24 protein-coding genes and 2 tRNA genes are annotated in these 23608 nt (G+C 50.6%); 9 read left to right on the top strand and 17 right to left on the bottom strand.

The features are described from left to right. From ABJM21_RS08350 to yaaA, 4 genes are all read right to left on the bottom strand, one after another. Complete coding sequence (locus ABJM21_RS08350) at positions 1 to 537, bottom strand: GNAT family N-acetyltransferase (protein WP_348301595.1); 537 nt, start codon at positions 535 to 537, stop codon at positions 1 to 3. Beyond that, complete coding sequence (gyrA, locus tag ABJM21_RS08345) at positions 534 to 3281, bottom strand: DNA gyrase subunit A (protein WP_348301596.1); 2748 nt, start codon at positions 3279 to 3281, stop codon at positions 534 to 536. The genes ABJM21_RS08350 and gyrA overlap by 4 nt, the downstream gene beginning before the upstream one ends. 118 nt (positions 3282 to 3399) lie before the next feature. Next, a complete protein-coding gene (locus tag ABJM21_RS08340) occupies positions 3400 to 4104 on the bottom strand; it encodes an SDR family NAD(P)-dependent oxidoreductase (protein WP_348301597.1) in 705 nt (234 codons plus the stop codon). Further along, positions 4101 to 4859: a peroxide stress protein YaaA gene (gene yaaA, locus ABJM21_RS08335; protein ID WP_348301598.1), complete on the bottom strand. Its 759-nt coding sequence runs from the start codon at positions 4857 to 4859 to the stop codon at positions 4101 to 4103. Before yaaA ends, ABJM21_RS08340 begins: the two co-directional genes overlap by 4 nt. A gap of 218 nt (positions 4860 to 5077) precedes the next feature. On the opposite strand from yaaA, the gene ABJM21_RS08330 reads away from it, so the two are divergent. Next, a complete protein-coding gene (locus ABJM21_RS08330; RefSeq protein WP_348301599.1) occupies positions 5078 to 6373 on the top strand; it encodes a hypothetical protein in 1296 nt (431 codons plus the stop codon). Between the two features lie 68 nt (positions 6374 to 6441). On the opposite strand, the gene ABJM21_RS08325 is transcribed toward ABJM21_RS08330, so the two are convergent. Continuing rightward, entirely contained in the window at positions 6442 to 6915 is a 474-nt protein-coding gene (locus ABJM21_RS08325; RefSeq protein WP_348301600.1) for an Lrp/AsnC family transcriptional regulator, read from the bottom strand. Between the two features lie 176 nt (positions 6916 to 7091). Here ABJM21_RS08325 and ABJM21_RS08320 point away from each other — a divergent pair, with 176 nt between their 5' ends. From ABJM21_RS08320 to ABJM21_RS08305, 4 genes are all read left to right on the top strand, one after another. Next, complete coding sequence (locus ABJM21_RS08320; RefSeq protein ID WP_348301601.1) at positions 7092 to 8753, top strand: HAMP domain-containing sensor histidine kinase; 1662 nt, start codon at positions 7092 to 7094, stop codon at positions 8751 to 8753. 123 nt (positions 8754 to 8876) lie between these two features. Continuing rightward, on the top strand, positions 8877 to 9809 hold the full coding sequence (locus ABJM21_RS08315) for a polysaccharide deacetylase family protein (protein WP_348301602.1): 933 nt from the start codon (positions 8877 to 8879) through the stop codon (positions 9807 to 9809). A gap of 137 nt (positions 9810 to 9946) precedes the next feature. Then, positions 9947 to 10023: transfer RNA gene (locus ABJM21_RS08310), tRNA-Ile, on the top strand. A 105-nt stretch (positions 10024 to 10128) separates the two neighbouring features. After that, a tRNA-Pro gene (locus ABJM21_RS08305) sits at positions 10129 to 10205 on the top strand. Between the two features lie 334 nt (positions 10206 to 10539). On the opposite strand, the gene ABJM21_RS08300 is transcribed toward ABJM21_RS08305, so the two are convergent. From ABJM21_RS08300 to ABJM21_RS08290, 3 genes are all read right to left on the bottom strand, one after another. Further along, positions 10540 to 10839, bottom strand: coding sequence for a hypothetical protein (locus ABJM21_RS08300; protein ID WP_348301603.1), 300 nt, complete (start codon positions 10837 to 10839; stop codon positions 10540 to 10542). 176 nt (positions 10840 to 11015) lie between these two features. Then, positions 11016 to 11255 (bottom strand): hypothetical protein, encoded by a 240-nt coding sequence (locus ABJM21_RS08295; protein WP_348301604.1) that lies wholly within the window; start codon positions 11253 to 11255, stop codon positions 11016 to 11018. Between the two features lie 3 nt (positions 11256 to 11258). Further along, on the bottom strand, positions 11259 to 12635 hold the full coding sequence (locus tag ABJM21_RS08290) for a M28 family peptidase (protein WP_348301605.1): 1377 nt from the start codon (positions 12633 to 12635) through the stop codon (positions 11259 to 11261). A gap of 114 nt (positions 12636 to 12749) precedes the next feature. On the opposite strand from ABJM21_RS08290, the gene ettA reads away from it, so the two are divergent. Together ettA and ABJM21_RS08280 are read left to right on the top strand one after the other, a co-directional pair. Continuing rightward, positions 12750 to 14429: an energy-dependent translational throttle protein EttA gene (gene ettA, locus ABJM21_RS08285; RefSeq protein WP_348301606.1), complete on the top strand. Its 1680-nt coding sequence runs from the start codon at positions 12750 to 12752 to the stop codon at positions 14427 to 14429. Between the two features lie 34 nt (positions 14430 to 14463). Next, positions 14464 to 15003 (top strand): hypothetical protein, encoded by a 540-nt coding sequence (locus ABJM21_RS08280; RefSeq protein WP_348301607.1) that lies wholly within the window; start codon positions 14464 to 14466, stop codon positions 15001 to 15003. A 68-nt stretch (positions 15004 to 15071) separates the two neighbouring features. Here the strand turns inward: ABJM21_RS08280 and putP are convergent, their stop codons facing one another. The 6 genes from putP to ABJM21_RS08250 all read right to left on the bottom strand — a co-directional run bounded on the left by putP (position 15072) and on the right by ABJM21_RS08250 (position 19861). After that, positions 15072 to 16553: a sodium/proline symporter PutP gene (putP, locus tag ABJM21_RS08275; RefSeq protein WP_348301608.1), complete on the bottom strand. Its 1482-nt coding sequence runs from the start codon at positions 16551 to 16553 to the stop codon at positions 15072 to 15074. 6 nt (positions 16554 to 16559) lie between these two features. Further along, on the bottom strand, positions 16560 to 17255 hold the full coding sequence (locus ABJM21_RS08270) for an NYN domain-containing protein (RefSeq protein ID WP_348301609.1): 696 nt from the start codon (positions 17253 to 17255) through the stop codon (positions 16560 to 16562). Between the two features lie 67 nt (positions 17256 to 17322). Beyond that, positions 17323 to 17949 (bottom strand): pyridoxamine 5'-phosphate oxidase family protein, encoded by a 627-nt coding sequence (locus ABJM21_RS08265; protein WP_348301610.1) that lies wholly within the window; start codon positions 17947 to 17949, stop codon positions 17323 to 17325. Further along, positions 17946 to 18572: a carbonic anhydrase gene (locus ABJM21_RS08260; RefSeq protein ID WP_348301611.1), complete on the bottom strand. Its 627-nt coding sequence runs from the start codon at positions 18570 to 18572 to the stop codon at positions 17946 to 17948. The genes ABJM21_RS08265 and ABJM21_RS08260 overlap by 4 nt, the downstream gene beginning before the upstream one ends. Further along, positions 18572 to 18883 (bottom strand): hypothetical protein, encoded by a 312-nt coding sequence (locus tag ABJM21_RS08255; protein WP_348301612.1) that lies wholly within the window; start codon positions 18881 to 18883, stop codon positions 18572 to 18574. The genes ABJM21_RS08260 and ABJM21_RS08255 overlap by 1 nt, the downstream gene beginning before the upstream one ends. A gap of 3 nt (positions 18884 to 18886) precedes the next feature. Further along, positions 18887 to 19861: a sodium-dependent bicarbonate transport family permease gene (locus ABJM21_RS08250; RefSeq protein ID WP_348301613.1), complete on the bottom strand. Its 975-nt coding sequence runs from the start codon at positions 19859 to 19861 to the stop codon at positions 18887 to 18889. An 86-nt stretch (positions 19862 to 19947) separates the two neighbouring features. Between ABJM21_RS08250 and lipA the strand changes: the two genes are divergently transcribed. Next, positions 19948 to 20886 (top strand): lipoyl synthase, encoded by a 939-nt coding sequence (gene lipA / locus ABJM21_RS08245; protein ID WP_348301614.1) that lies wholly within the window; start codon positions 19948 to 19950, stop codon positions 20884 to 20886. Then, the gene (locus ABJM21_RS08240) at positions 20873 to 21361 is read left to right on the top strand and encodes a type II toxin-antitoxin system RatA family toxin (RefSeq protein ID WP_348301615.1); all 489 of its coding nucleotides are present in this window, start codon (positions 20873 to 20875) and stop codon (positions 21359 to 21361) included. The genes lipA and ABJM21_RS08240 overlap by 14 nt, the downstream gene beginning before the upstream one ends. Here the strand turns inward: ABJM21_RS08240 and ABJM21_RS08235 are convergent. Genes ABJM21_RS08235 through ABJM21_RS08225 form a run of 3 tightly spaced genes read right to left on the bottom strand, consistent with a single transcriptional unit; the run spans position 21310 to position 23545 of the window. Then, complete coding sequence (locus ABJM21_RS08235) at positions 21310 to 21825, bottom strand: CinA family protein (RefSeq protein WP_348301616.1); 516 nt, start codon at positions 21823 to 21825, stop codon at positions 21310 to 21312. The genes ABJM21_RS08240 and ABJM21_RS08235 overlap by 52 nt on opposite strands. A 17-nt stretch (positions 21826 to 21842) precedes the next feature. Beyond that, on the bottom strand, positions 21843 to 22370 hold the full coding sequence (locus ABJM21_RS08230) for a hypothetical protein (protein WP_348301617.1): 528 nt from the start codon (positions 22368 to 22370) through the stop codon (positions 21843 to 21845). A 5-nt stretch (positions 22371 to 22375) separates the two neighbouring features. Then, a complete protein-coding gene (locus ABJM21_RS08225; protein ID WP_348301618.1) occupies positions 22376 to 23545 on the bottom strand; it encodes a bifunctional 2-C-methyl-D-erythritol 4-phosphate cytidylyltransferase/2-C-methyl-D-erythritol 2,4-cyclodiphosphate synthase in 1170 nt (389 codons plus the stop codon). Positions 23546 to 23608: the final 63 nt, after the last annotated feature.

Genomic DNA, 23608 nt, shown 5'->3' with positions numbered 1-23608 from the left:
TCACCAAGGAAGCCCGCATAAATCGATATGGCCCTTAATCTGGGCCGGTTTGGAAATGGGTAGCACCATGGTATTCCTAAACGCAAATGGACCGCTTTTGCCATATTGTTCAACTACAAGGTCGCCTTCAAACGGAGTCCAGCCCAGTTTATCGTAAAAAGCAGTGTTATGATCTTCGCAGAACAAAAGGCCAAAGGCGCAATTGGCTTCGGTTCGCAATAAATCCATCAGATGAAGCATGACCTGTTTGCCATAGCCTTGACCCTGAAATTCAGGCTCAGTCATGACGCCACCGATGCCCGCAACCGCCGTTTTGTGGCCGTCACACAAGACTTCGCGTTCATGGATGCCTGCTACAGCTCGAACGGCATTGTCAGCATATAGCAACACGCGTCTTTGTGCATATGACCATTCAATGCCGTGCATTGGTGTGTTGATAAGTTTTTCAGGCGGGTAGATGCGTTCCCGCATATCCGCAATTTCTGGCCAGCTCAGCGCGCCGTCTTTAACTGAAAAGCTCGGCGCGCTGGCAGTCATGTTTCGGGGTCATCTCCGGTTTCGGATTCTGCGGAAGTTTCTGGTGTAGTATCAGCCGCTAATTCCTCGGCGACCAACTCCTCCGCTTCGTTTTCCGGTTCATCTTCTTCATCGATCTTGGCCGCGCCAACCACCGTTTCACCCGGTGAGACATCAAAGAGCTTTACGCCCGAGCTATTACGCCCAATCACACGCATGTCCGCGACTTTCATGCGAATCAGCTTGGCTTGGTCGGTGACCAGCATGATCTGTTCTTCATTCTTGGCCTCAAAGCTGGCGATTACCGTCCCGTTGCGCTTGATATTGTCGATATTCAATATGCCCTGACCACCGCGTCCGGATTGGCGATATTCAAAGGCGCTTGAGCGCTTGCCATAGCCATTGGCGCAGACCGTCAGGATAAAGTCTTCAGTTTCCGAGAACTCGGCCAAACGCTCGGAAGAAAGTTCGGACGTGTTTTCATTCTCTTTCCAAGGCGCGGCTTTCAAATAAGCGTCACGTTCCTCGGTTGTAGCCTCAAACCCGCGCAATACGGATAGGGAAATCACTTCGTCATCATCTTTCAGCGCAATCCCACGGACGCCGGTAGATGTGCGGCTTTGGAAAGACCGCACGGCATCTCCGGCAAAACGGATCGCTTTGCCGTTCTTGGTTGCCAACAACACATCATCATCATCAGTGAGCAATTCCACGCCGATCAGGTGATCGTCGCTATCCTCATCAAATTTCATAGCAAATTTGCCGTTGGATGGGACGTTGGTGAAACTATCCATGCTGTTACGCCGCACGCTGCCCTTTGCCGTTGCGAACATTACATGCAAAGAACCCCATTCCGCTTCATCTTCCGGCAATGGAAGAACGGTTGAAATGGTTTCCCCCTCAGCCAGCGGCAACAGGTTGACCATCGGTCGTCCTTTGGTCTGAGGCCCGCCTTCTGGCAATTTCCAGACTTTCAGGCGGTAAACCTTGCCGTGAGTAGAGAAAAACAGCACCGGCGTATGCGTTGATGTGACGAACAATTCGGTAATCGCGTCCTCGTCCTTGGTCGCCATTCCTGCCCGGCCTTTGCCACCGCGGCGCTGCGCCCGGAAGGTGTCCAGCGGTGTCCGTTTGATGTAGCCGCCATGAGTCACAGTCACGACCATTTCCGCACGTTCCATCAGGTCTTCGTCTTCTAGACCATCCCAGGCGGCGGTAATTTCACTGACACGCGGCGTCGCAAATTCATCGCGTACCGTTTCCAGCTCTTCCCGCATCACGGCATAGAGTTTGACGCGGTCGGCCAATATTGAGAGGTATTCTTCAATAGCGCTTGCAAGCTCTTTTAATTCATCACCAATTTCTTCACGGCCAAGAGCAGTCAGTTTCTGCAGGCGTAGATCCAATATCGCTTTGACCTGAATGGCAGAGAGCTTGTAAATATCGCCCTCAACCTCGGTTTCAGTTGCTTCGACCAGTTTGATATAGCCAGCAATTTCGGCAATCGGCCATTCCCGGGCCAACAAGGACTCTCGAGCTTCCACAGGGGTTGATGATCCGCGAATGATACGAACCACTTCATCCATATTGGTGACCGCTACGACCAACCCGAGCAAGACATGCGCGCGTTCACGGGCTTTATTCAGTTCAAACTTGGTTCGGCGGGTAATGACTTCTTCGCGGAATTTGACGAACGCTTCGATTATGTCGCGTAGGTTGAGTACTTCGGGCCGACCACCACGAATCGCCAGCATATTAGCGGGAAAACTCGATTGGGCGGGGGTGAAGCGCCAGATCTGGTTTAGCACCACGTCAGCGGTAGCATCACGTTTCAGGTCGATAACGACGCGGACACCGGCACGGCTTGATTCATCGCGAATGTCGGAAACGCCTTCAATCCGCTTGTCTTTGGCTGCTTCGGCAATTTTCTCGACGAGACCTGACTTGCCAACTTGAAAAGGAATGGAAGTCAGAACAATGGAACGTTTGTCGCCGCGTCCTTCTTCAATTTCATGACGCGCGCGCATCATGATCGATCCGCGCCCCTCTTTATAGGCTGATTTGGCACCGGATTGACCCAATATCAAAGGTGCCGTTGGAAAATCAGGGCCAGGAATAATGTCGATCAGTTCGTCAACTGTAATCCCTGAATTATCCATATAAGCGAGACAAGCGGTGATCACCTCGCCGAGATTATGTGGCGGGATATTGGTTGCCATGCCGACAGCGATACCGCCCGCGCCATTGACCAACAGGTTGGGGAAGCGGGCAGGCAGAACCGAGGGTTCTCTGCGGCTGCCGTCATAATTATCGACAAAATCGACGGTATCCTTGTCGAGATCGTTGAGCAGGCTGTTGGCCACCTTGTTCAACCGTGCCTCTGTATACCGCATTGATGCAGGCATATCGGGGTCCATCGAACCGAAATTACCCTGACCATCGATCAGCGGCACGCGCATTGACCAGTCCTGCGTCATCCGCGCCAAAGCCATATAAATCGCGCTGTCGCCGTGGGGGTGATAATTGCCCATCACATCGCCGACAATTTTGGCGCATTTGCGATAAGGGCGTCCAGCAACGAAGCCGCCTTCTTGGGATGAAAATAATATTCGCCGGTGAACCGGCTTCAGGCCATCCCGGACATCGGGCAGCGCGCGGCTGACAATCACGGACATGGCATAATCCATGTAGCTGGATTTCATTTCATCGACGATATCAATAGGTTCAATATCAGACGGTTCTGGAGCAGTGGTTTGTTCGTTCACAAACGGGCCTTTTTACTTGGGTTTTTGCTGGTTTCTTTTATTGTGATTCTTTTAGGGGAAGTGGCTTGTAAAAGCCAGCTTTTCAGGCTGAATTTACATTAAAAAACAGCGGCAGATTTCAGGGTTTGATTTCCTCACCATCCCAAGCAAAAATCTTGCCACTATCAACCGGTTTCAAGCCATCCAGAACGTCGAGTAGTTGCAGTGCCGCGCGCTCCGGGTCGAAGAGCTTTCCGGGCGGAACGTTGCTTTGAAATGGCTTGCTAAGGCCTGTGTCCACCGTGCCAGGATGCAGGGCAACAATAATGCTGCGCTTGTTCTTGCGCGCCCATTCGATCGACATATTTCGGATCATCATGTTGAGTGCCGCTTTAGCTGCGCGATAGCCATACCATCCGCCCAACCGATTGTCCGAAATGCTGCCGACGCGGGCCGATATGGCTGCAAACTTGATAATCTTGTCTTTTGGCATCAACGACAGGAAGTGTTTGGCAATCAGGGCAGGGCCTATAGTGTTGATCTGATAGTTTTCGAGCATCCAGTCAGTGTCTAGCTCCCTCATACTCTTCTCAGGGCCTTTTTGACCGCTGTGGAGCAGCCCGGTGGCGACAAAGACCAGATCGGGGCTGATATCCTGTTGCTTGAGCCATATCGCTGCTGATGCAATGGAGTCTTCGGATTTGAGATCTAATGATACGGGACCATCATTCCCGCGTGAGAAGCGGATGACCCGAGTATATTCATCTTCTTGCTCCAGCATATCGGCCATAGCGCTCCCAATGCCGCCGGAAGCACCTATGACGACAGCTGTTTTGCCAGTCATGAGCGCACGAAGCGCAGGCTGCTCTCTGTGCTGGCTTCAGCATCAAATTGATAACCATCGCTATCAAACCCTTTGAGCGCTTCGGCACTTTGCAGGTGGTTTTCGCATATATAGCGCGCCATCATGCCGCGCGCGCGTTTGGCTTCAAAGCTGACGAACTTGGGGCCGTTCGGATCATCTTTACGGAAATCAACCTCGATAATCCGCGCATCTAATTTGTCGGTGTGCGGCTTAACAGCTGCCCAATATTCATTGCTCGCCAGATTTACGATTACGCGTTCGTTCGTTTCATCAAGGTCTTTGGATAACTCTGTAGCAATCTTGTCCTTCCAAAAATCGGTCAGTTTTTTGTAACGGGGCGCCCACTTGGTGCCCATTTCAAGGCGGTGGGGCCTGATAGGGTCAAAGGGTCGTAAGAGGCCGTAGAGACCAGAAAGGATCCGCAAATGGCCCTGCGCAAAGTCCAGTCCTTCCTTGCTCAGGCTTTGCGCTTCAAAGCCGGTATAAACATCGCCATTATACGCGAAGATCGCGGAGCGTTCCGTCTGATCAAAAAACTGGCTGTAGCGGCCGTGGTTGAGATCAATGAGATTGTCGGAGACCGGCATTATCGACTTAAGCTTCTTTTTGGTAAGGTTTGATATGGCCCCAGCCAATCTAGCAGTTTCCTCGGGGAACCGGTTTTTGGTCGATTGATGCTCGGGAAGGGCGCTATCAAAATCTAATGACTTGGCGGGTGAGATAATGGCAATCACGTTATACTAACCTCATAATTTCGGGAATTTACACCCTTATACAATTTATCGACGCTGGACTGCGGTTTTAGATGTCGCCGTTCAACCACTATTCAGCGGATTCACCCTATAAAAGCATGTGAAACTTGGTAATAAAGCCAAGACAGTTTATGGTGCAACCATATTCGGGACCATTGCACCGGTTCGGTATCAACAAAGTTTTTATTCGGAGGAATTTTATGCGTTTTCTATCTCATTTTTCTATGGCTGTTGCTCTTGCTGCTGCTGGAACATTAGCCGTATCGGCCGTGCCGCAAGAGGCGCATGCCCAGAAAAAGAAGAAAAAGAGCAAGGAATCTGAAGTTAAGATAAGCAAAGAGGTCAGGCCTAAAGTGGCGGCTATTCAAGAAGCTATGGGCAGTGAAGCGCCAGCCACGGCCAGGCCTCTTGTAGAAGCGCTTCTCGCGGAACCCCTGGCTGCTGATGACCAGTTTGTAGCCGGTCAACTTGCTATTCAGTTGGGAACGACCCTGAAAGATACAGACCTACAAGAAAAAGGTATTAATGCTTCACTCGCCAGCGGCAAAACGTCGGCCGAACAGCAGCCATCTTTCCTGTTTTTCTCGGGTAATTTTGCATATTCCGCTGGCCGCTATGCTGAGGCACAGCAAAAGCTTCAGCAGGCTTTCGATGCTGGTTATCGCCAGAATAATATTGGTGCGTTGATCGCGGAAGCCTATTTCAAAGAGAATAAAATTCAAGAAGGCTTGGGGGCGTTGGATCGTGCACTAGAGGCTGAAAAGGCCAATGGCGCCAAGGCGCCTCAAGACTGGTATCGGCGCGGCGCTGGCATGGCGATGAAAAACAACGTCAACGGTGCTGCTGGCAAGTGGACTTATAAACTTGTCGAAGCTTATCCGACTGGCGAAAATTGGCGTGCCGCTCTTTCTGTTTATCGGGACTCCGCAAATCCGAAACTAACGAACCAAGAGAATCTTGAACTCATGCGGTTGATGCGCAAAGCAGACGCGATGGAGAGCGAACGGGATTATTTTGAATATGCTGACGCTGCTGATCCTCGCAGACTGCCAGGCGAAGTTGTTTCATTGTTAGAGGAGGGACTAGCCAAAGGCGATGTTCCATCATCCAGTAGCTATGTACGAGAAACACTAGCTGCAGCCCGTGGATCGGTCGCTGCCGATAAAGCAAGTCTTGGTGCTTCTGAACGCGATGCAAACAAATCTGCCAATGGTAAAATAGCGCTGGCAACTGCTGATGCGCTGTTGGGCTATGGTGACTATGCGAAAGCGGCAGGCTTGTATCAATCCGCAATTACCAAAGGCGGTGTTGATATGGCCCGTGCTCAAATGGGACTTGGTATTGCCCAAGTCGGACAAAATAACTGGAGTGGAGCAAAGCAAGCGTTCTCCAGCGTGACAGGAACGCGAAAGAGCATTGCCGATTTCTGGTCCTTGTGGATTGATCAGCAAGGCGCTGGATCCACTACACTACAGCCTGCACCAACTGCAAGCTAACGGCTATAACTTGAAATTGGAAAAAGGGCGCTTCACGCGCCCTTTTTTATGCGCGACCGTAAGGACGGTTATTCTTGTATTGGAACGCCAGGCAGGTTCTTGGCAGAACGAATCGTAAGTGATGTTTTTACGCTGGCAACATTGGGAGCCGAGGTCAGTTCGCTGGTTAAAAATTTCTGGAATTCCTGGAGGTCTTTTGCGACCACCTTCAGCATGAAGTCAATTTCACCATTGAGCATGTAGCATTCGCGAACTTCGGGTAGCTTTTCTACATGTTCTTCAAACGCCTGAAGATCTGATTCTGCCTGACTCTTGAGGCTTACCATGGCAAAAACAGTTATAGTGAAGCCCATTTTTGCGGGATCGATAGCCGCGTGATAGTCAGTGATAATGCCGCTATCTTCCAAAGCCCGCATCCGCCGCAAACAAGGAGGAGCGGTTAATCCAACGCTTTGGGCTAGCTCTACATTAGTGATGCGCCCTTCATTCTGAAGCCGTTCCAGAATCTGTAAGTCAATCTCGTCCAAAGTTATGTCAGCCATAGTATTTGCAATTTCCGTTCGCGAATCATGATATTGGTATAATATAATTAGTAGTTCGCGCAATGGCTGCTTACTTGTCCCACATTGTGACGCGGCGTTTTCGGGGCTTACGGTTTAGAAATATTGCGGTTATCAGTTTGTTAACAATTCAAAAACTCAAAGTCCCGGAACAAAAATTGCGCTACGATGATCGCCTGAAAACTGTACTCAAGGGGGCTTTTCCAGAAGGGACTGCTGCGGCTTTGCAATGGCGTCAAGTGGCTGATCTGATGGCGCAGAAACCCGGACAGCTAGTAAATAGTGATGTTCAATCTGGCTTGACGCGGCTGCGTGATTTGCATGACCGGGTAGATGAAGCAGACCGCATGGCCGCAGTTAAGGCGCTGAACGGGCGACTGCGATCTGCACCGCTTTTGGTCTATCTTTGTGCTGATACTGATCAGATTTGTGAAGCCGCTATTATTGCGGCCGATTTATTGGATGAAGAGTGGATAGATGTGATCCCACAGCTATCGCCTCATGGTCAGCAGGTACTCAAAGCGCGATCAGATTTGGGCGCGCTAACCAAAGAGTTGTTGGCCAATGATGTATCAGAAAAGAACGGGTCATCGGGAATTCTGGTTCTTGTTAAAGATACCAGCATTGAAGATGTCGTCGATGAATCTGCTGAACCTGAAATGGAAGAAGCATCGCAAATCAGCGCGCTGGTAGCCAAGATTGCTGACTATCAAAAGAAAAGGTCTGTCGATACACCGCTTCAGGATTTGGAGCACCGAAGCTATTTCGTTGAAGCCATTGATGCGATAAATTTTGAAACCGACGATAGTGGCACCATTATATGGGCGGAAGGTCCGCCAAAAGGGGCGATCGTTGGTGTAACCATCGCGGAACCCACTTTCGATGATGGACCGGGCCCTGATGCATATGGTGCGGCCGCATTTCGTCAGAGGATGCCGCTGGAAAATGCGCGAATGCGGCTTTGTGGAGCCCCGATTGTCGCCGGAGACTGGCGTATGTCGGCCATCCCTTATTTTGGTGACGAGACAGGAAGGTTTAAAGGGTATCGCGGTGTGATGCGGCGCCCCAACGCCGCCGAAGATGCCGGTCACAATGATCTTGATGTAGAACGGCGCGAACAATTGCAGCAACTCATCCACGAGTTGCGGACGCCGCTTAACGCAATCATCGGTTTTAGCGAGATAATCGAGCAACAATTATTTGGCCCAGCATCCTTCGAATATCGCACTTTATCGCGCAGTATCACAGACGAAGCGCAGCGTTTACTTACCGGTTTTGAAGATATTGATATCGCCGCCAAAATTGATGCGGGGCAGATGGAAACTGTATCGGGACTGACAGAACCGGATTGGTTGTTGGAACGTCTCGCACAGCGTTTACAGAGCCTGACAGATAGCAAATCGGTTGACCTTCATATAAATAAGGCGGAGCCAGTGCGACCTTTTGCGCTAGACAGTGAATCGGTCGAACGCATCTTTGCTAGACTTTTGTCTGCAGCCATTATTGCCTGCGAAAATGGTGAAGAGCTGAACGCTGATTTACGAACGCAAATTGGCGGGCAGCCAGTAAATTATTTTAGCCTTTCCCGTCCTTCACGGATCAAGGGAATTGCCGAAGAACAATTGCTGGACCCTTCCCAGGGTATCGAAGGGGATAGCGCGGATACTCCACTTTTAGGACTCGGCTTTTCTCTTCGCTTGGTCCGAAATTTGGCTCAATCGGCAAACGGGGCTTTAACGATTTCCGATGATCGGATAGGCTTGACCCTGCCTGCGGCTGCGACTAGCGAAATTGGTCTCAGGGAAACAGAATTAGAATAGCCGAACTTGATCGGTTGATCTTAAAAAAGCGGGGCCGCTGTGTTTGCGAACGTGAAACAAGCCACTGACAGCTTTAGAATTAAAAGCCACATTGCATGGCCCGATGATCTTGGGTGCCGGTTTTTGATCAGTATCGATACTGAAGAAGAATTTGACTGGGATGGACCGTTTCAGCGCAGTGGGCATACAAATGTATCCGTTGGCAAGCTTGAGCGTTTTCAATCATTCGTTGAGAAATACGGCATCAAGCCAGTATATTTCGTTGATTATTCGATTGTCCAAAACGATGAGGCGGCTGCTTTCCTCAAATCTGCCGTCAAGAATGATAGCGCTTCTGTTGGCGTGCATATGCATCCTTGGATTAATCCACCATTTGAAGAAGAATTAAATAACCACAATAGCTTTGCGGGCAACCTTCCCAAAGAACTTGAAGAAAAAAAGATAATAAAGCTGAGGGATATTCTCGAAGACAAAATAGGGAAGCGTCCGACAATATATCGGGCAGGGCGCTATGGTGTTGGTCCAAACACCATAGACATCCTGTTGAAGCATGGATTTGCCATCGACAGCAGTGTGCGTTCCCGTTTTGACTATAGTGATGAGTCAGGACCTGATTTCGCTCATATCGGTCCTAAACCTTTTTGGCTCGATCAAAATCACCATCTTCTGGAATTGCCTTTGACAACGGTGTTTTCAGGCCTCTTACGCAAGCAGGCTGATTTACTGTCGCCAAGCTTCAATCGATCAGGCTTACTCAGGGCATTCTTGTCAAAATCGAAGATGCTTGAGCGCATTCCGTTAACACCCGAAGGCGTGTCTGCAAGAGAAGCCAAAGAAGCCATCGACGTTGCGCTGGATGATCAGCTGAAATTACTGGTTTTCTCTTTCCATTCGCCCTCCTTATCGCCTGGCCACACGCCCTATGTGCAAACGAGTGGTGATCTCGATCGTTTTTACGACTGGTGGCGAGCCATTATCGATCATTTGCTGGAAAGAGGGGTGTCACCGATTGGCATTGACGATTTAATGACAGCTACATCCTTGCCCCACAAATAGAGGCAGATACGGGAATTGAATCTTGCCGGTATTGGGGTGTGGTTATTTATTTGTTTTAGCTGCTTGCCAAATCATCAATGCTTCCGCTATCGCAGCGATCCTTGAAGAGCGGCATTTTCTAGAATGCGGTTGTTCTGGGGCCTGTAGCTCAGTTGGTTAGAGCTGGCCGCTCATAACGGCTAGGTCGGGGGTTCGAGTCCCTCCGGGCCCACCAACCTTGCTTGAAACAGGGCGACAGGTCGTCCTTTTTACGTTAGGTCAAAAAAGACGCAAAAACCTTTTGCTTTTCCCTAGCTCACAGCTTAGGGGAAGCGCGCGTCGGGGAGTGGCGCAGGCTGGTAGCGCACCTGGTTTGGGACCAGGGGGTCGCAGGTTCGAATCCTGTCTCCCCGACCATTTTCTCGGATTGAAACCAATCAGAGAAAATGGCGACCGAAAAATCCCTAAGTTCATGCGAAGTTTTGCTTAATGCTGCAGCAAAGGCTGTAACTAAGGTTGTGCGGGCGAATTTAGCAAATATCACATATTTCTTTTTGATTTTACCGACAGTTACAAGCCTTCTGTATATAGTGATCTGGACGGGGCGTTTGGAGAGTTTATATGCCCATTAAGCTATTGATTGGATATGGTTTAATAGCATTGCTGGTAGCAATATGCATTGCTGGTTTTTTCCTAATACGTAGGGAGCGAAAGGTTAGACGGCGCAAGGATCGCTAGCCTTTTTATATTTTCAGCAAGCGTGCGCGACCATGCGTTTGCGGTCCAACCGTTCCATCATGCTTTTGATGACCGCCGGATGGAATGTATAGTCGATCTGACACCCATATTCGTCGTGTTTTTTCCAAAGCAGACTGGCCGTCAATATATTCATTTCGGGTATTTTTAGCGTGAGTCCGATGTCCGGATTAAGCTCAGCCGCGCATTCTATCTTGATGATAGTATCGGAAATCGTCGTCACAATGCACGGAATCGCCGCCGAATTGCTCTGTTTAACATGGGCATCGATATGTAATGAATCGCCGTAAATCATATTTCGCTCTCCAAAATTTACCGGAAAGAGGGCCGGCAAGCAGCACCAGCACTTGTCCGGCAATAAGAACATAGTCGCCCTGCGCTAAACCGGGATAGCGATATATGGTTAATGAGAACTGCCATATTTTAACGATTCTGCAAGGGCGGCGTCGCGCTTCTTGTAAAGATTTGGTGTCAGCTGGTAGTTGGAGCGGATATGTCTGGAGTTGATACCCCATCATCTGACAAATCTGCTTCGATTTCGGATTTTAGCTCTTTGACAGCTTCATCCGCTGCAGCTTCCAATGATTTGGCGTCGCCTTCAATTTGCTTTTCAATCGCCGTAACTTCTTCTTCGCCCTCTGTTTCCGATGGCGCATCAGAGCAGGCGCTAAGGAGGGCTAAGCCTATGACAAGGGTCCAAAGGTTTCGCATATGCTATTCTTTGGCCGGCATAGTGAAATCGACATCGCTATTGGCAATAATCGACAATACGGTGCTCCATGCTGCAACATTCTGGCGCAATTGTTTCGGGTCGATCTTGTCCAAAGTGTCATCAGGTGTGTGGTGGAGATCGAAATAGCGTGTGCCATTTTGTTGTAGATCAATCACGGCGAGATTGTTGCTAGCGATAATATCACGCACATCCGCACCACCTGTAGCTGCTGGGCCCGTAGCGCCGATGCCCAGGGGTAAGAGTGCCTGAGAAATTTGTTTTTGGAGATTTCCCGTATCGTCCGGCAAATTAAATTCTACCCGCCAGACATTGTCAGCACCGAAATCGGATTCCATCGCGATTGCATGCTTACTGCTTGTATGAGCCTTCGCATAAGCTTTGCCACCCCATAGGCCGACTTCTTCCGCGCCTGCCCATAAGATACGGATCGTACGCAGTGGTTTGCCATGATCCATGATATGTTTGGCTGCTGCTGTCACGATGCCGCATCCTGCAGCATCATCGAAAGCACCTGTTGAGAGATCCCAGCTGTCAAGATGACAAGCGATCAGAATCATGCCTTTCGAAGGATCACGCCCGGTAACTTCCGCTATGACATTACCGGACTCTTGCTCACCGATGTTCCTAGGCGTCATTACCAGTTTCATTGTCACCGGCTTACCCAGCTTGATCATGCGCTCAAGATTGTCAGCATCAGGAAGTGATAGCGCCCCTGCCGGTATTGGCTTGACGCCTTCCTGAAAATTCATGTTTCCGGTATGAGGATTGCGGTGGTAATCGGTCCCAATGGATTTGATTACATAGGCCACCGCTCCCTTTTTAGAGGCTACGCTAGGTCCAATCCAACGTACAGGTCCATAAGCACCATAGCTGGATCCATCTTGGGTCCGGTGCATGTCGTGAGTCACAAATGCAATTTTGCCGGCCAGGCTGCCGTCGGGCACTGCCTGCATGGCTGCAAGGGAATCGAAATAGGCGACTTCAGCCTCGATCCCTGCCTCTCCTGTGCTCGCGCTATTACCCAGTGCCGTCACATGAAATTTTTGGGGGTAGGGAGCCGTTACTTCCGCAGTTTCTGCGCCTCTTACCCAGGTAGGCATCATGAACGGTTCGTTGCGAACATTCTGGAAACCTAGAGCTTTCAGTTTTTTAACAGACCAATCACGAGCGCGCGCCTCTGCCTCAGTTCCGGCCTGCCGCGGACCAACTTCTGTAGTAAGGCCTTCCGTTATCTCATAGGCGAGACTGTCTTGCAGTGCCTCTGTTTGAATAGATGCTGGATCATGTGAATCAGCGAGAGCTGCTGTGGAAAATAGAAGCGTTGATACGCTCGCGAGCAAGATTGATGTTTTTGTCATAGGCCACTGCCTAACTTGCCTTTTGCTGTTTGCCAATGCTCTCTTGCGAGTTGCCGCTCATTTCGCTAGGCGGTGCGCAAATCTAACCACATTGAAGTCAAAGGATACCGCCAGATGGCCGTCCAATATAGCTATGTCATGAAAGGTCTGACCAAGACCTTCCCCGGAGCGCCCAAGCCAGTGCTCGACAATATTCACCTTCAGTTTCTACCTGGCACGAAAATCGCAATCATTGGTAAGAATGGTGCCGGTAAATCGACCCTGATGAAAATCATGGCCGGGCAGGACGACGAATTTCAAGGCGAAGCTTGGGCAGGCGAAGGCATTCGTGTTGGCTATCTCGCTCAGGAACCCGAACTAGATGAAACCAAGACCGTCAAAGAGAATGTTATGGACGGTGTGCGTCCTGTTGCGGATCTTGTGGAGCGTTTCAACGAGATTTCCACCATCATGGGTGACCCACCGGAAGATGCCGATTTTGATGCTTTGATGGAAGAAATGGGCACGCTGCAAGAGAAAATCGATGCGGTTGATGGCTGGACTTTGGATAATCAGCTGGAAATAGCGATGGAAGCGTTGCGCTGTCCGCCAGGCGATAGTCCGGTAACCGATCTATCCGGCGGTGAGAAGCGCCGTGTGGCCCTATGCCGCTTACTGCTCGATAAGCCCGAAATTCTGATGCTCGATGAGCCGACCAACCACCTTGATGCAGAGAGCGTTGCGTGGCTTGAGAAGCATTTGATCGATTATGCCGGCAATGTCATTCTCGTTACCCATGACCGCTACTTTTTGGACAATGTTGTGAACTGGGTGCTGGAAATTGATCGCGGTCGCGGTATTCCGTTTGAAGGGAACTATTCCAACTGGCTTGACGCCAAGGCCAAACGGATGGAGCAAGAAGAGCGGGAAGACAAAAGCCGCCAGAAGGCGATCGAAAGCGAATTGCAATGGATGCGGCAGTCTCCCAAGGCACGGCAAACCAAGTCTAAGGCCCGTATCAAATCGTTCGATGATCTTGTGGCAGCGCAGGAAACCCGCCAAGTTGGCAAAGCGCAGATATTGATCCAGACACCGGAACGGCTTGGTTCCAAGGTTATTGAGGCTAAAGGTTTGACCAAAGCTTACGGCGATAAGTTGCTTTTCGAAAATCTCGAATTTTCGCTGCCGCCTGGTGGTATAGTCGGCATTATCGGGGCGAACGGCGCGGGTAAAACCACGCTTTTCCGGATCATCACGGGGCAGGAAACACCAGATAGTGGGTCGCTCGAACTCGGTGATACCGTGAAATTAGGCTATGTTGATCAAAGTCGCGATACGCTCGATGCATCGAAAAATATCTGGGAAGAAATTTCCGGCGGCCATGACTTCTTCACATTCGGTAAAAACGAAGTGCAGACCCGGGCCTATGTTGGAGCGTTTAACTTCAAAGGCACTGATCAACAGAAGAAAGTCGGCCAGCTATCCGGCGGTGAACGCAACCGCGTGCATTTGGCGAAAATGCTGAAAGAAGGCGGCAACGTGCTGCTGCTCGATGAGCCAACCAACGATCTTGACGTCGAAACCCTTCGCGCCCTCGAAGATGCTTTGGAAACTTTTGCTGGCTGCGCCGTGGTTATCTCGCATGACCGCTTCTTCCTTGATCGGCTTGCGACGCATATCTTGGCCTTTGAAGGCGATAGCCATGTGGAATGGTTTGAAGGAAACTTTGAGAGTTACGAAGAGGATAAGCGCCGTCGTCTTGGTGATGCCGCCGACCGTCCGACGCGCGTTGCTTACAAAAAACTAACTCGCTAATATATTCAATCTATCGAAATCGGGGATATAAACCATGAAAATGACACCGCTAAATATTGGAATTTTCGCCGGAGCTATCATCATCGGCTTGTTTTTGGGTTTGCAGTTTTCTGGTTTCGCGTGGTTGCTCATTCCACTAATTATTTTTGTGGTCGTCATTCTTATGCGCAATAAGTCAGGCGAAAAGGCTGATCCAGCGGAAACGGCTGAAGCCATGAAAATGATCCCCGCTACCGGGAAAGCCCGGATATATGTGATGCGTAAGGGCTTTGTGGCTGGGCAACAGGGCATGAACATCACCATTGGCGATCAGTTTAATAGCCAGATCCGCAGCAAGTACTTCCTGATGGCGGAAGTTGAGCCGGGCGCACATGAAGTCACGGCGCAAATGTCGAGCGGCAGTAAATCGGCTGCCGTTTCTCATGAACTAAACTTGGCTGAAGGTGAAATGGCGCTTCTCGATATGAAAATTAATATGGGTGCGCTCCAGGGTAAGCCTGACTTTACTGAAATTCGGGATGCCAGAGAAGCCAACGGGATGCTGGCCGGATTAAAACTGGTTAAATGGAAATAGCCGTTCAGCGCGAGAGTTTTCCGTGATCAAGATGAAAATTCTCTACAGCGCAGTCGATTTAGGAAGCCTCAGGGTGCTTCTGCACCGGCTGTCTGACGAATTGAGAGTTTACTAGTAGCAACTATTGCTGCCATTGCCATCATAAAACCCGGAATAATCTCGTAAACTCCCGGGCCACCCATAAAATCTGCGTTCCAGCCAAGCGCTATCCAAGTAATTACCACGGCTGCTCCGGTTACCAGTCCAGCTACCGCGCCTGCACCGGTCATTTTTTTCCAAGTCAGCGAAAGCAATATCAATGGTCCGAAAGCAGCACCAAAACCAGCCCAAGCATTGCTTACGAGCCCCAGGACTTGACTACCCGGATCGCTGGCGATCACGATAGCGAGCAAGGCAACCACGGCGACAAATAACCGTCCGACATTAACTGTTTCTCGCTCGCTGGCCTGTTTGCGCAAGAATAAGCGATAGAAATCCTCGGTCAACGAACTGGAAGAAACGAGTAGTTGGGAACTGATTGTACTCATAATTGCTGCGAGCAAAGCGGCCAATAGAAAACCCGTAATCAAGGGATGAAACAGTGTATTGGCAAGCAAGATGAAGATTGTCTCGGGGTCGTCGAGTACAAGCTCATTCATCTCGATATAAGCGCGGCCAGTAATCCCCACTCCAATAGCTCCGAGTAGCGCCACGCCCATCCAACTCATTCCGATATTGCGCGCTTTAGGTACCTCTGCGACCGAACGGATTGCCATGAAGCGTACGATAATATGCGGCTGTCCAAAATAGCCCAGCCCCCAGGTTACAGCTGAAAGAAAACCAACGAACGATAGTCCGGCAGTCAAGCTTAAGTAGCTGGGGTCAATCGCGCTGAGTTCAGATGCCACGGCCGAGATACCGCCATCGTTACTCAGCACCACCAATGGCATTAGTACCAATGCCACGACCATTATGCAGCCCTGAACAAAGTCAGTCAGGCTGACTGCCAGAAACCCGCCGATCATTGTATAGGCGAGTACCACACCGGCAGTTATCCAGATGCCCAGCATGTAGTCGCTCATACCGGCCTGGCCAAATAAGCCGGCAAAACTGCTCTCAAACAGTTTTCCGCCACCGACTAACCCTGCAGCGGTGTAGACCGCGAAAAAGAGAACGATGATGATTGCCGATGTTACGCGTAGAGCCAAGGCCTTGTCAGGAAAACGGTTGGCGAGAAATTGAGGGATGGTGAGTGCATTGCCCAGTTTTTCGGTCTGTTCGCGCAGGCGGGGTGCGACGACTATCCAGTTGACTAGCGCGCCGACGAAAAGTCCGATTCCGATCCATGCCTCGACCAGTCCAGTCGCGTAAAGTGCGCCCGGCAGGCCCAATAAAAGCCAGCCAGACATATCTGAAGCGCCAGCGGATAGTGCCGCAACCGCTGGACTGAGTTGACGTCCGCCGAGTAGATAGCCTTCGCTGCTATCCGTTGATTTTCTCCATGCGTAAAAGCCGATGGCGATCATGCCAACAAAATACAGAGCGAGTGAGATTAAGGTTCCGGTTTCCACAGGTGTCTATCGCAATCGCTTCACCCAAACACCGCCTCCTTCGCGGCGTTGGATATCAAAGATTGATACGGCGTCGAACATGTCGACCAGTTTGGTAAAACCATAGTTTCGGACGTCAAAGCTTGATCTGTTTCCCGCAATCTTGCCGACTTCGCTAAGGCTTGCAAAGCCTTTCTCATCTCGAGAACTAGCCATGTAAGCATCGATCAAAAGCTTTAACAGTTCATCATCGACCTTGCCGCTATCATCTGTCGTCTCGGCTTTGATAAGCGCATCTACATCGATAAAGCGGCTGCATGCCTGCCTGAAGCCTTCTGGTGTCTTGGCGCTGCCAAATCCGTAGACAGGCAAGCCGTCTTGCCGGATGCGCATGGCCAGAGGCATGAAGTCGCTGTCGCTGCTCATGATTCCAAAGCCACCGATATTGCCGCGGAATAACATATCCATCGCGTCGATGGTCATCTTCATATCCGTTGCGTTTTTGCCCTTGGTTATATCGAATTGCTGTTGCGGTTCGATACCATATTTGTGCAATATATTGGACCAGCCCTTGAGCGACTGCTTGTTCCAATTTCCATAGGCACGGCGGATATTGACGGTTCCCAGTTCGGCCAACGCAGTTAAAACTGGGTCTAACCCTGCATGGCTGGCATTATCTGCATCAATCAGCAAGGCAATGTTATCATTATGTGATTTTGTCATATTTGCTGTGATGAACCCAGGGAAGGGCAGGTACAAGCAGAAATAAGACAAGCTGGCTTTATCTCCCTCACGGTACCAGCCATTGGCTGCTCCAGCATTTTTCACCACCATCCCAAGAAAATAGCGCTCGCCGGTGTCCGGTATGAGCGAGATAAAGCCACTCGATCTGTTCGATATCGGCCAACAATATCGCAAAATTATCGCGAGCAGGGGCTACCTCGAAGCCTTCCGGCTTACGACCTTCTACCTCAGGATCAAGGCCGGAAGTGGGCGTATCAACGGAACTACCGGGCGCAGGGTAGGCAAGGTAACAACGTTTTCCATAGAGTGTTGCTTCATCCCAGGCTGCGTCACACGCTGGGCTGCCCTGATCGATCTGTCCGCTACCAGACAAGCGCAATTGGACTTTGGCTTCTGGATGATAGCAAAGGATTGAAACCGAATCACTATGGCCAATGTCAGCAACCTTGGAAGCCCGGTAATCGGTGTTGAATCGAAGAGTTCGACTGTCACGATCCGCTTCCCGCAACACCATGATACGTTGGCTGGGCGTGTGATTGTCTCGGATCGTCGCTACGGTTGGCGTATGCAACGGAGATTTGCGGTTTTGTGATCCGTCAATTAGCAGCCGCCAAGCCTCTTCCCAAGATAGCTGTAGGTCATTGAGAAAAGGCATTTCGAGACCGCCTGTCATTCTACCGCTTCAAACTCACCAGTTGCTTCGTCGAGAGTGAACAAAGTCGCTTCTCCAATTGCATACCAAGCGCCATGGAGTTTAATCTCTCCTTTCGCTTCACGTTCAGCGATAAATGGAAAACTACGGAGATTGTTCAGACTGACTTTGATTGCCTCTAACTCCAGTTCCCTTTGGGGGTTGGTTGGGGCTGCGGCCACCACATCGTCGCGTGCTTCGGTTATGATAGACATCCACTCGTCAATGAAGCTGTGATTCGATTCTCCTAGCTCTCCGCCTTTCAACGCAGCATCAATACCGCCGCATTGGCCATGGCCGAGAACGACAATATGCTTGACGTTCAAGCCTGTGACACCAAATTCTATGGCAGCCGATGCCCCGTGCATTCCGCCACTATCGTCATAAGGTGGGACCAAATTAGCAACATTACGCAGCGCAAACATCTGACCAGGGCTGGTGTCGAAAATTGTTGCGGGGTCAACTCGACTGTCACAGCAGGAGATTACCATGATTGGCGGTGCCTGGCCCTCTTTGGACAAAGCATCATAACGAGCCCGTTGTTTGGGGTAAGAATCTTCCCGAAAACGTTTATATCCATCTAGCAGTGCATGAAATTCTGACATTAAAAGCGATCCCCCCGGACGACCTCCACATTTGCGATGGTCAATAACAAACTATGACTGTCCAGTAGCGGTGCCAGCGCATCCGTCAACTGTTGAGCTTTTTCTTCGCTCGCAATCATCAGAATAATTGATTTTGCTGCGGCTCCGGTAATTTCATCATGCTGCCATCGGCCATCGCGGCCGCCACCGGAAGCAATTTTGATGGCACTCCAACCGGAAATATCGACTTGCTTCGCATAGCCGATTATCTTGGGCACCAGTGGTGTGTCGACCAGTATTTCGATACGTTTGCGTTGGACAGTGGCGACCATATTCTACCCCAGAAATTTTGCGATTGCGGCAAACAGAGAAATACCGAACAGGATGTTGAAAGGAAAGGTGATACCAAGCGACATGGCCAAATAGATGCCTGGATCGGCCTGAGGCAGGGCAAGGCGCATCGCCGCTGGAACCGCGATATAGGACGCACTGGCGCATAAGACACCCAATATGGCGGCTGAGCCAGGATCAAGGCCGATCAGGGTTCCGACGACCGTTCCGATAGTTCCGTTGATGATTGGTAGCAATATAGCGAGTGTCGCCAACGGAATGGTAATCTTACGGGTTTCAAGCAGTCGTCGGGCCGCGATCAGTCCCATGTCGAGTAAGAATAGGCATAAAACGCCCTTAAAGCCGACTTCAAATAACGGCTTAATCGGCGCAAAACCCTCTGCACCAGCGACAAAACCAATAATGAAAGCGCCCAGCAACAGCACGACGGATCCGTTGGTCAGCACCTCGTGCATCAAGTTAGAACCCGGACCACCGCCTTCCGGACTATCCTCTTCCAGCCTTTTCGAGAAGGCTCTGGCAAGGAGCAAACCAGTGATGATGGCAGGCATCTCCATCAACGCCATGACGCCAACCATGAAACCATCTGGGCGAATACCTTGTGCGGTAAGCAATTCTATAGCGGTGACAAAGGTTACAACGCTGACGGAACCATAGTGGGCAGCAACGGCGCCGGAATCTATCGCATCCAGCTTGGCGAAAGACCGGAGCAGGAAAAAGGCAAGGACGGGAAGGGTAAACCCGAGAAATATCCCGGAAACGGCCGCAGCAGCCAAATCCACAGAGAAGCCGGTTGATGCGACCTCCACACCACCTTTCAGGCCAATGGCAGCCATCAGGTAAATAGACATAGCTTTGGCAAAGGCTTCCGGAATGGCGAGGTCAGAACGGATGACGGCAGCCAAAAAACCGAGAATGAAGAACAGGATGACGGGGGAAGTCAGTGTATCGATGATCATGGAAACCCACTATCTAATCAGGTGATATCGGGATTAGCAGTCATATCGCGGTTGGCAAGCGCGCTAGTCATCGCTATTTGATAGAAATGAACGAAATCACGAAAATACCACCTCCGTCCGGGAAACCTGTTCGTCAACGCAAGCCTGACTGGATTCGCGTCAAAGCACCAATGGGAAAAGGGTTTGAAGAAACCCGCAAGCTCATGCGTGAGCATAAACTCAACACGGTGTGTGAAGAGGCTGCTTGCCCGAATATTGGCGAATGCTGGACCAAGAAACATGCGACGGTCATGATTTTGGGCGATGTCTGCACGCGGGCATGTGCTTTTTGCAATGTTAAAACTGGCATGCCGATGCAGGTTGATCCGCTGGAACCTCAGCACACAGCAGATGCTGCTGCGAAATTGGGCTTGGAACATATTGTAATTACCTCGGTGGACCGTGATGATCTGCCCGATGGCGGTGCCAGCCAGTTTGTAAAAGTGATCGAAGCCCTACGCCGGACGACACCAGATACGACAATCGAGATTTTGACTCCGGACTTCCGTAACAAGGCGGACGCCGCGGTAGAGGCGATTGTTAAGGCCCGACCTGATGTATATAACCATAATCTGGAGACTGTGCCGCGGCTCTATCCGAATATTCGGCCCGGTGCGCGCTACTACGCATCGCTGCGTCTTTTGGAGCAGGTGAAGCGGCTCGATCCTTCTATTTTTACCAAATCTGGTATTATGCTGGGCCTGAGCGAACAGCGGCTTGAGGTGCATCAGGTGATGGATGATATGCGGTCTGCCGATATCGACTTCCTGACCATGGGCCAATATCTCCAACCTACACCCAAGCATGTGAAGGTGGATGAATTTGTCACTCCGCAAGCCTTTGATGCCTATGCGTCTATTGCAAGAGCTAAAGGTTTCTTGCTGGTTGCTTCCAGCCCGCTGACCCGGTCCAGCTATCATGCGGGCGATGATTTCGCAAAAATGCGTCAGGCCCGTGAGGAAAAGCTAGCCCGTGCCGGCGCATAGAGAGACCCGCCAACTTCCTTATAGTGCCGCCCAAATGTATGCACTTGTCGCTGATGTTGGACGCTATGAGGAATTTCTGCCGTGGGTTGTGGGAACGCGGATACGTTGTGATAGCCATACCGAAATGGTTGCTGATATGATTGTGGGCTTTAAGGGACTACGCGAGCAGTTTGCCTCTCGTGTGGTTAAAGATCCCGCGAACCGGACAATCGAGGTTGACTATCTGGATGGGCCACTCAAGCAACTCCACAACGAATGGGTTTTTCGGGAGCTTGATGGCGGCGGCAGTAATGTCGATTTCTACGTGGAGTTTACTTTCAAGAACCGGATGTTCGAAAAACTCGCGGGGCAGATGTTTGCAAAAGCCTTGCATAAAATGACCAGTGCGTTTGAAGAGCGCGCCGGTGATATTTACGGCAGCAACTACTCAGATGTATCTGGCAGCAATAGTTCAAGCGCTACTAGCGCAGCTTGAAGCCGTATATCCGCCCGACTTTTGTCGGAGCCGAAATTATGGCGATCAGCCACAACGTCATCTATACTTTTCCCTTTTTCAGCTTTGGCAAACACCACTGTTCCGACAGGCTTTTTTTCGGTCCCGCCCCCAGGTCCTGCGACGCCGGTAATGGCTACTGCCACATCGCATTCTGATTTTTCCAAAGCTCCCCGGGCCATACCCCAGGCAACAGCGATGGATACAGCGCCAAATGTTTCAAGCATGTCATCACTTACATCTAACATTTTTTGCTTGGCTTCGTTCGAATACGTATTGAACCCGCATTCAAAAACATCGCTGCTGCCGGTAATTTCAGTGAGCGCTGCTGCAACCAATCCGCCGGTGCAACTCTCCGCAACAGCGACGCGGCGACCAGCTTTGCGATTGGCGTCAACAACCTGTTCCGCCAAATTGACGAGTTTTTCTGGCAATAGATTTTGCATGCGGCCCCGCTAGCCTATCAGGAGGGTGCTTTGCAAATATTGAACGGATCTTTTCGGCTGCTCTCGCTATCGTTACTGCCTAGCTGCGCCAGCATCACGGTGAGGCTTGCGAGATTCGACGTCGGCATTGGTTCCAGTAGGTCATAAACCTTATCGATTGTAGGACAGTCTTTAGGTTTGATTTCCTGTGCCAGCATAGCAGGAATCATGGCGTCGACAAATGGACGCATGGCATCCATTTCCATATTTTCAGGCAAATCCTGTCCAACCAATAATCCGATAGCGGTGCTTGCTTCTGGCCAAGCTTTTTGAGAGTCTGCTTCATATCGCCGCATCTGCTCTGAATCGACCTGAAGCAATGCAGCAGTAGCAGGAAGACTTGCTGAACATTTTGTTCTCACCGCACCCAAAGCGCCCGGCAAAACATAAGTTATAAGTGATTCCGCCGTTTCCGCCGGGATGCACTGCTTGGTTTCTGCCGCTTGCAACGACGTTGCACTTGTAAGGGCGATCATGGCCGATGCGGCCGATATTTTTTTGAACATTACTCTTACTCCATCGATATTGTTGCAACGGCTTGCGCTGCAATGCCTTCTCCGCGCCCGGTAAAGCCCAATCTTTCAGTTGTTGTCGCTTTAACACTGACCTGATCTACTGGAATGTCTAGCATTTTTGCGATATTCTGTCGCATCGCATCCCGGCGCGGTTTGATTTTGGGGGCCTCACAAATCACTGTCATATCGACATTATTGATGCGACCACCTTTCTGTTTGATGACCGACGCGGCAAATTCGACAAATTTATCAGACGCGGCACCTTGCCATTGCGGGTCGGAGGGCGGAAAATGATCCCCAATATCTCCTGCACCAGCGGCGCCCAGTAGGGCATCGGTCAGGGCATGTAAGAGAACGTCAGCATCGCTATGCCCCGCAAGGCCCTTGTCATGATCAATCTGCAACCCACCTAACCAAAGCTCTTCACCAGCAGCGAGTTGGTGGACATCAAAACCCATACCGGTACGTATCTGTGTCATATTCTGCCCTGATGGTTTAGCGAAGTCGGATGCTGTAGTATATTTGTTGAGTTTTTCGTCGCCGTCGACAACCGCTATTTGATGTCCGGCGGCTTTGAAGATTTGAGCGTCATCGCTCGCATCGCTGTTTTTTGGCCAGATAGCATGAGCCTGTACCAGTTCCTCAAAATGAAAAGCTTGAGGTGTTTGCACGCGCCACAATCTACCGCGATCCAAAGTGTCTGCTGCATAGCCATTATCGATATTTATTGTCGTATCAATCGTCGATAGTACAGGAATCGCAGCAGTTTCCCGTTCCAAAGAAGAGAGCAGACTATCAATCATCATATGCGATAAGAATGGGCGGGCAGCGTCATGGATCAAGACATTTTTTGCGCCGCCAGCTGCGGCTATGGCTGACAAACCATTGCGCACGCTGTCCTGACGAGCAGCTCCTCCGATCACGACTTCATAACCTGGCAATCCGGCCAACGCTTCGGCCAGTTTTTCTTCCTGGCCATCCCCGATTACGATCCAAAGTTTGGAGATATCCTGATAATCAAGAAAGCTGGCCGCACTGTGACGAACCATTGGTTGTCCATCGACCAAAGCAAATTGCTTGGGCAGCCCCAATCCCGACCGTTCACCCTGGCCAGCGGCGACAATCAGGGCATGGTTTCCTTGGTTAGAGACGGTAGAATCACTCATTCGGGTGATCTAGCCCAGTCCTTTCTTGCCTGCCAGTCGCTTTGACGATAAAGGCTGCTTAAA

Origin of the sequence: Parasphingorhabdus sp. (genome assembly GCF_039977335.1) — a bacterium.
Lineage (GTDB): Bacteria > Pseudomonadota > Alphaproteobacteria > Sphingomonadales > Sphingomonadaceae > Parasphingorhabdus.
The sequence above is the reverse complement of the archived record's forward strand: the minus strand, read 5'-3'. Positions and strand labels throughout refer to the sequence as shown.

What these genes read in the sequence shown, in the direction of transcription:
- ABJM21_RS08350 (WP_348301595.1), bottom strand. Translation starts at nt 537, where the DNA reads ATGACTGCCAGCGCGCCGAGCTTTTCAGTTAAAGACGGCGCGCTGAGC.
- ABJM21_RS08340 (WP_348301597.1), bottom strand. Translation starts at nt 4,104, where the DNA reads ATGACTGGCAAAACAGCTGTCGTCATAGGTGCTTCCGGCGGCATTGGG.
- ABJM21_RS08330 (WP_348301599.1), top strand. Translation starts at nt 5,078, where the DNA reads ATGCGTTTTCTATCTCATTTTTCTATGGCTGTTGCTCTTGCTGCTGCT.
- ABJM21_RS08325 (WP_348301600.1), bottom strand. Translation starts at nt 6,915, where the DNA reads ATGGCTGACATAACTTTGGACGAGATTGACTTACAGATTCTGGAACGG.
- ABJM21_RS08300 (WP_348301603.1), bottom strand. Translation starts at nt 10,839, where the DNA reads ATGATTTACGGCGATTCATTACATATCGATGCCCATGTTAAACAGAGC.
- ABJM21_RS08295 (WP_348301604.1), bottom strand. Translation starts at nt 11,255, where the DNA reads ATGCGAAACCTTTGGACCCTTGTCATAGGCTTAGCCCTCCTTAGCGCC.
- ABJM21_RS08290 (WP_348301605.1), bottom strand. Translation starts at nt 12,635, where the DNA reads ATGACAAAAACATCAATCTTGCTCGCGAGCGTATCAACGCTTCTATTT.
- ettA (WP_348301606.1), top strand. Translation starts at nt 12,750, where the DNA reads ATGGCCGTCCAATATAGCTATGTCATGAAAGGTCTGACCAAGACCTTC.
- ABJM21_RS08280 (WP_348301607.1), top strand. Translation starts at nt 14,464, where the DNA reads ATGAAAATGACACCGCTAAATATTGGAATTTTCGCCGGAGCTATCATC.
- ABJM21_RS08270 (WP_348301609.1), bottom strand. Translation starts at nt 17,255, where the DNA reads ATGACAAAATCACATAATGATAACATTGCCTTGCTGATTGATGCAGAT.
- ABJM21_RS08265 (WP_348301610.1), bottom strand. Translation starts at nt 17,949, where the DNA reads ATGACAGGCGGTCTCGAAATGCCTTTTCTCAATGACCTACAGCTATCT.
- ABJM21_RS08260 (WP_348301611.1), bottom strand. Translation starts at nt 18,572, where the DNA reads ATGTCAGAATTTCATGCACTGCTAGATGGATATAAACGTTTTCGGGAA.
- ABJM21_RS08255 (WP_348301612.1), bottom strand. Translation starts at nt 18,883, where the DNA reads ATGGTCGCCACTGTCCAACGCAAACGTATCGAAATACTGGTCGACACA.
- ABJM21_RS08250 (WP_348301613.1), bottom strand. Translation starts at nt 19,861, where the DNA reads ATGATCATCGATACACTGACTTCCCCCGTCATCCTGTTCTTCATTCTC.
- lipA (WP_348301614.1), top strand. Translation starts at nt 19,948, where the DNA reads ATGAACGAAATCACGAAAATACCACCTCCGTCCGGGAAACCTGTTCGT.
- ABJM21_RS08235 (WP_348301616.1), bottom strand. Translation starts at nt 21,825, where the DNA reads ATGCAAAATCTATTGCCAGAAAAACTCGTCAATTTGGCGGAACAGGTT.
- ABJM21_RS08230 (WP_348301617.1), bottom strand. Translation starts at nt 22,370, where the DNA reads ATGTTCAAAAAAATATCGGCCGCATCGGCCATGATCGCCCTTACAAGT.
- ABJM21_RS08225 (WP_348301618.1), bottom strand. Translation starts at nt 23,545, where the DNA reads ATGAGTGATTCTACCGTCTCTAACCAAGGAAACCATGCCCTGATTGTC.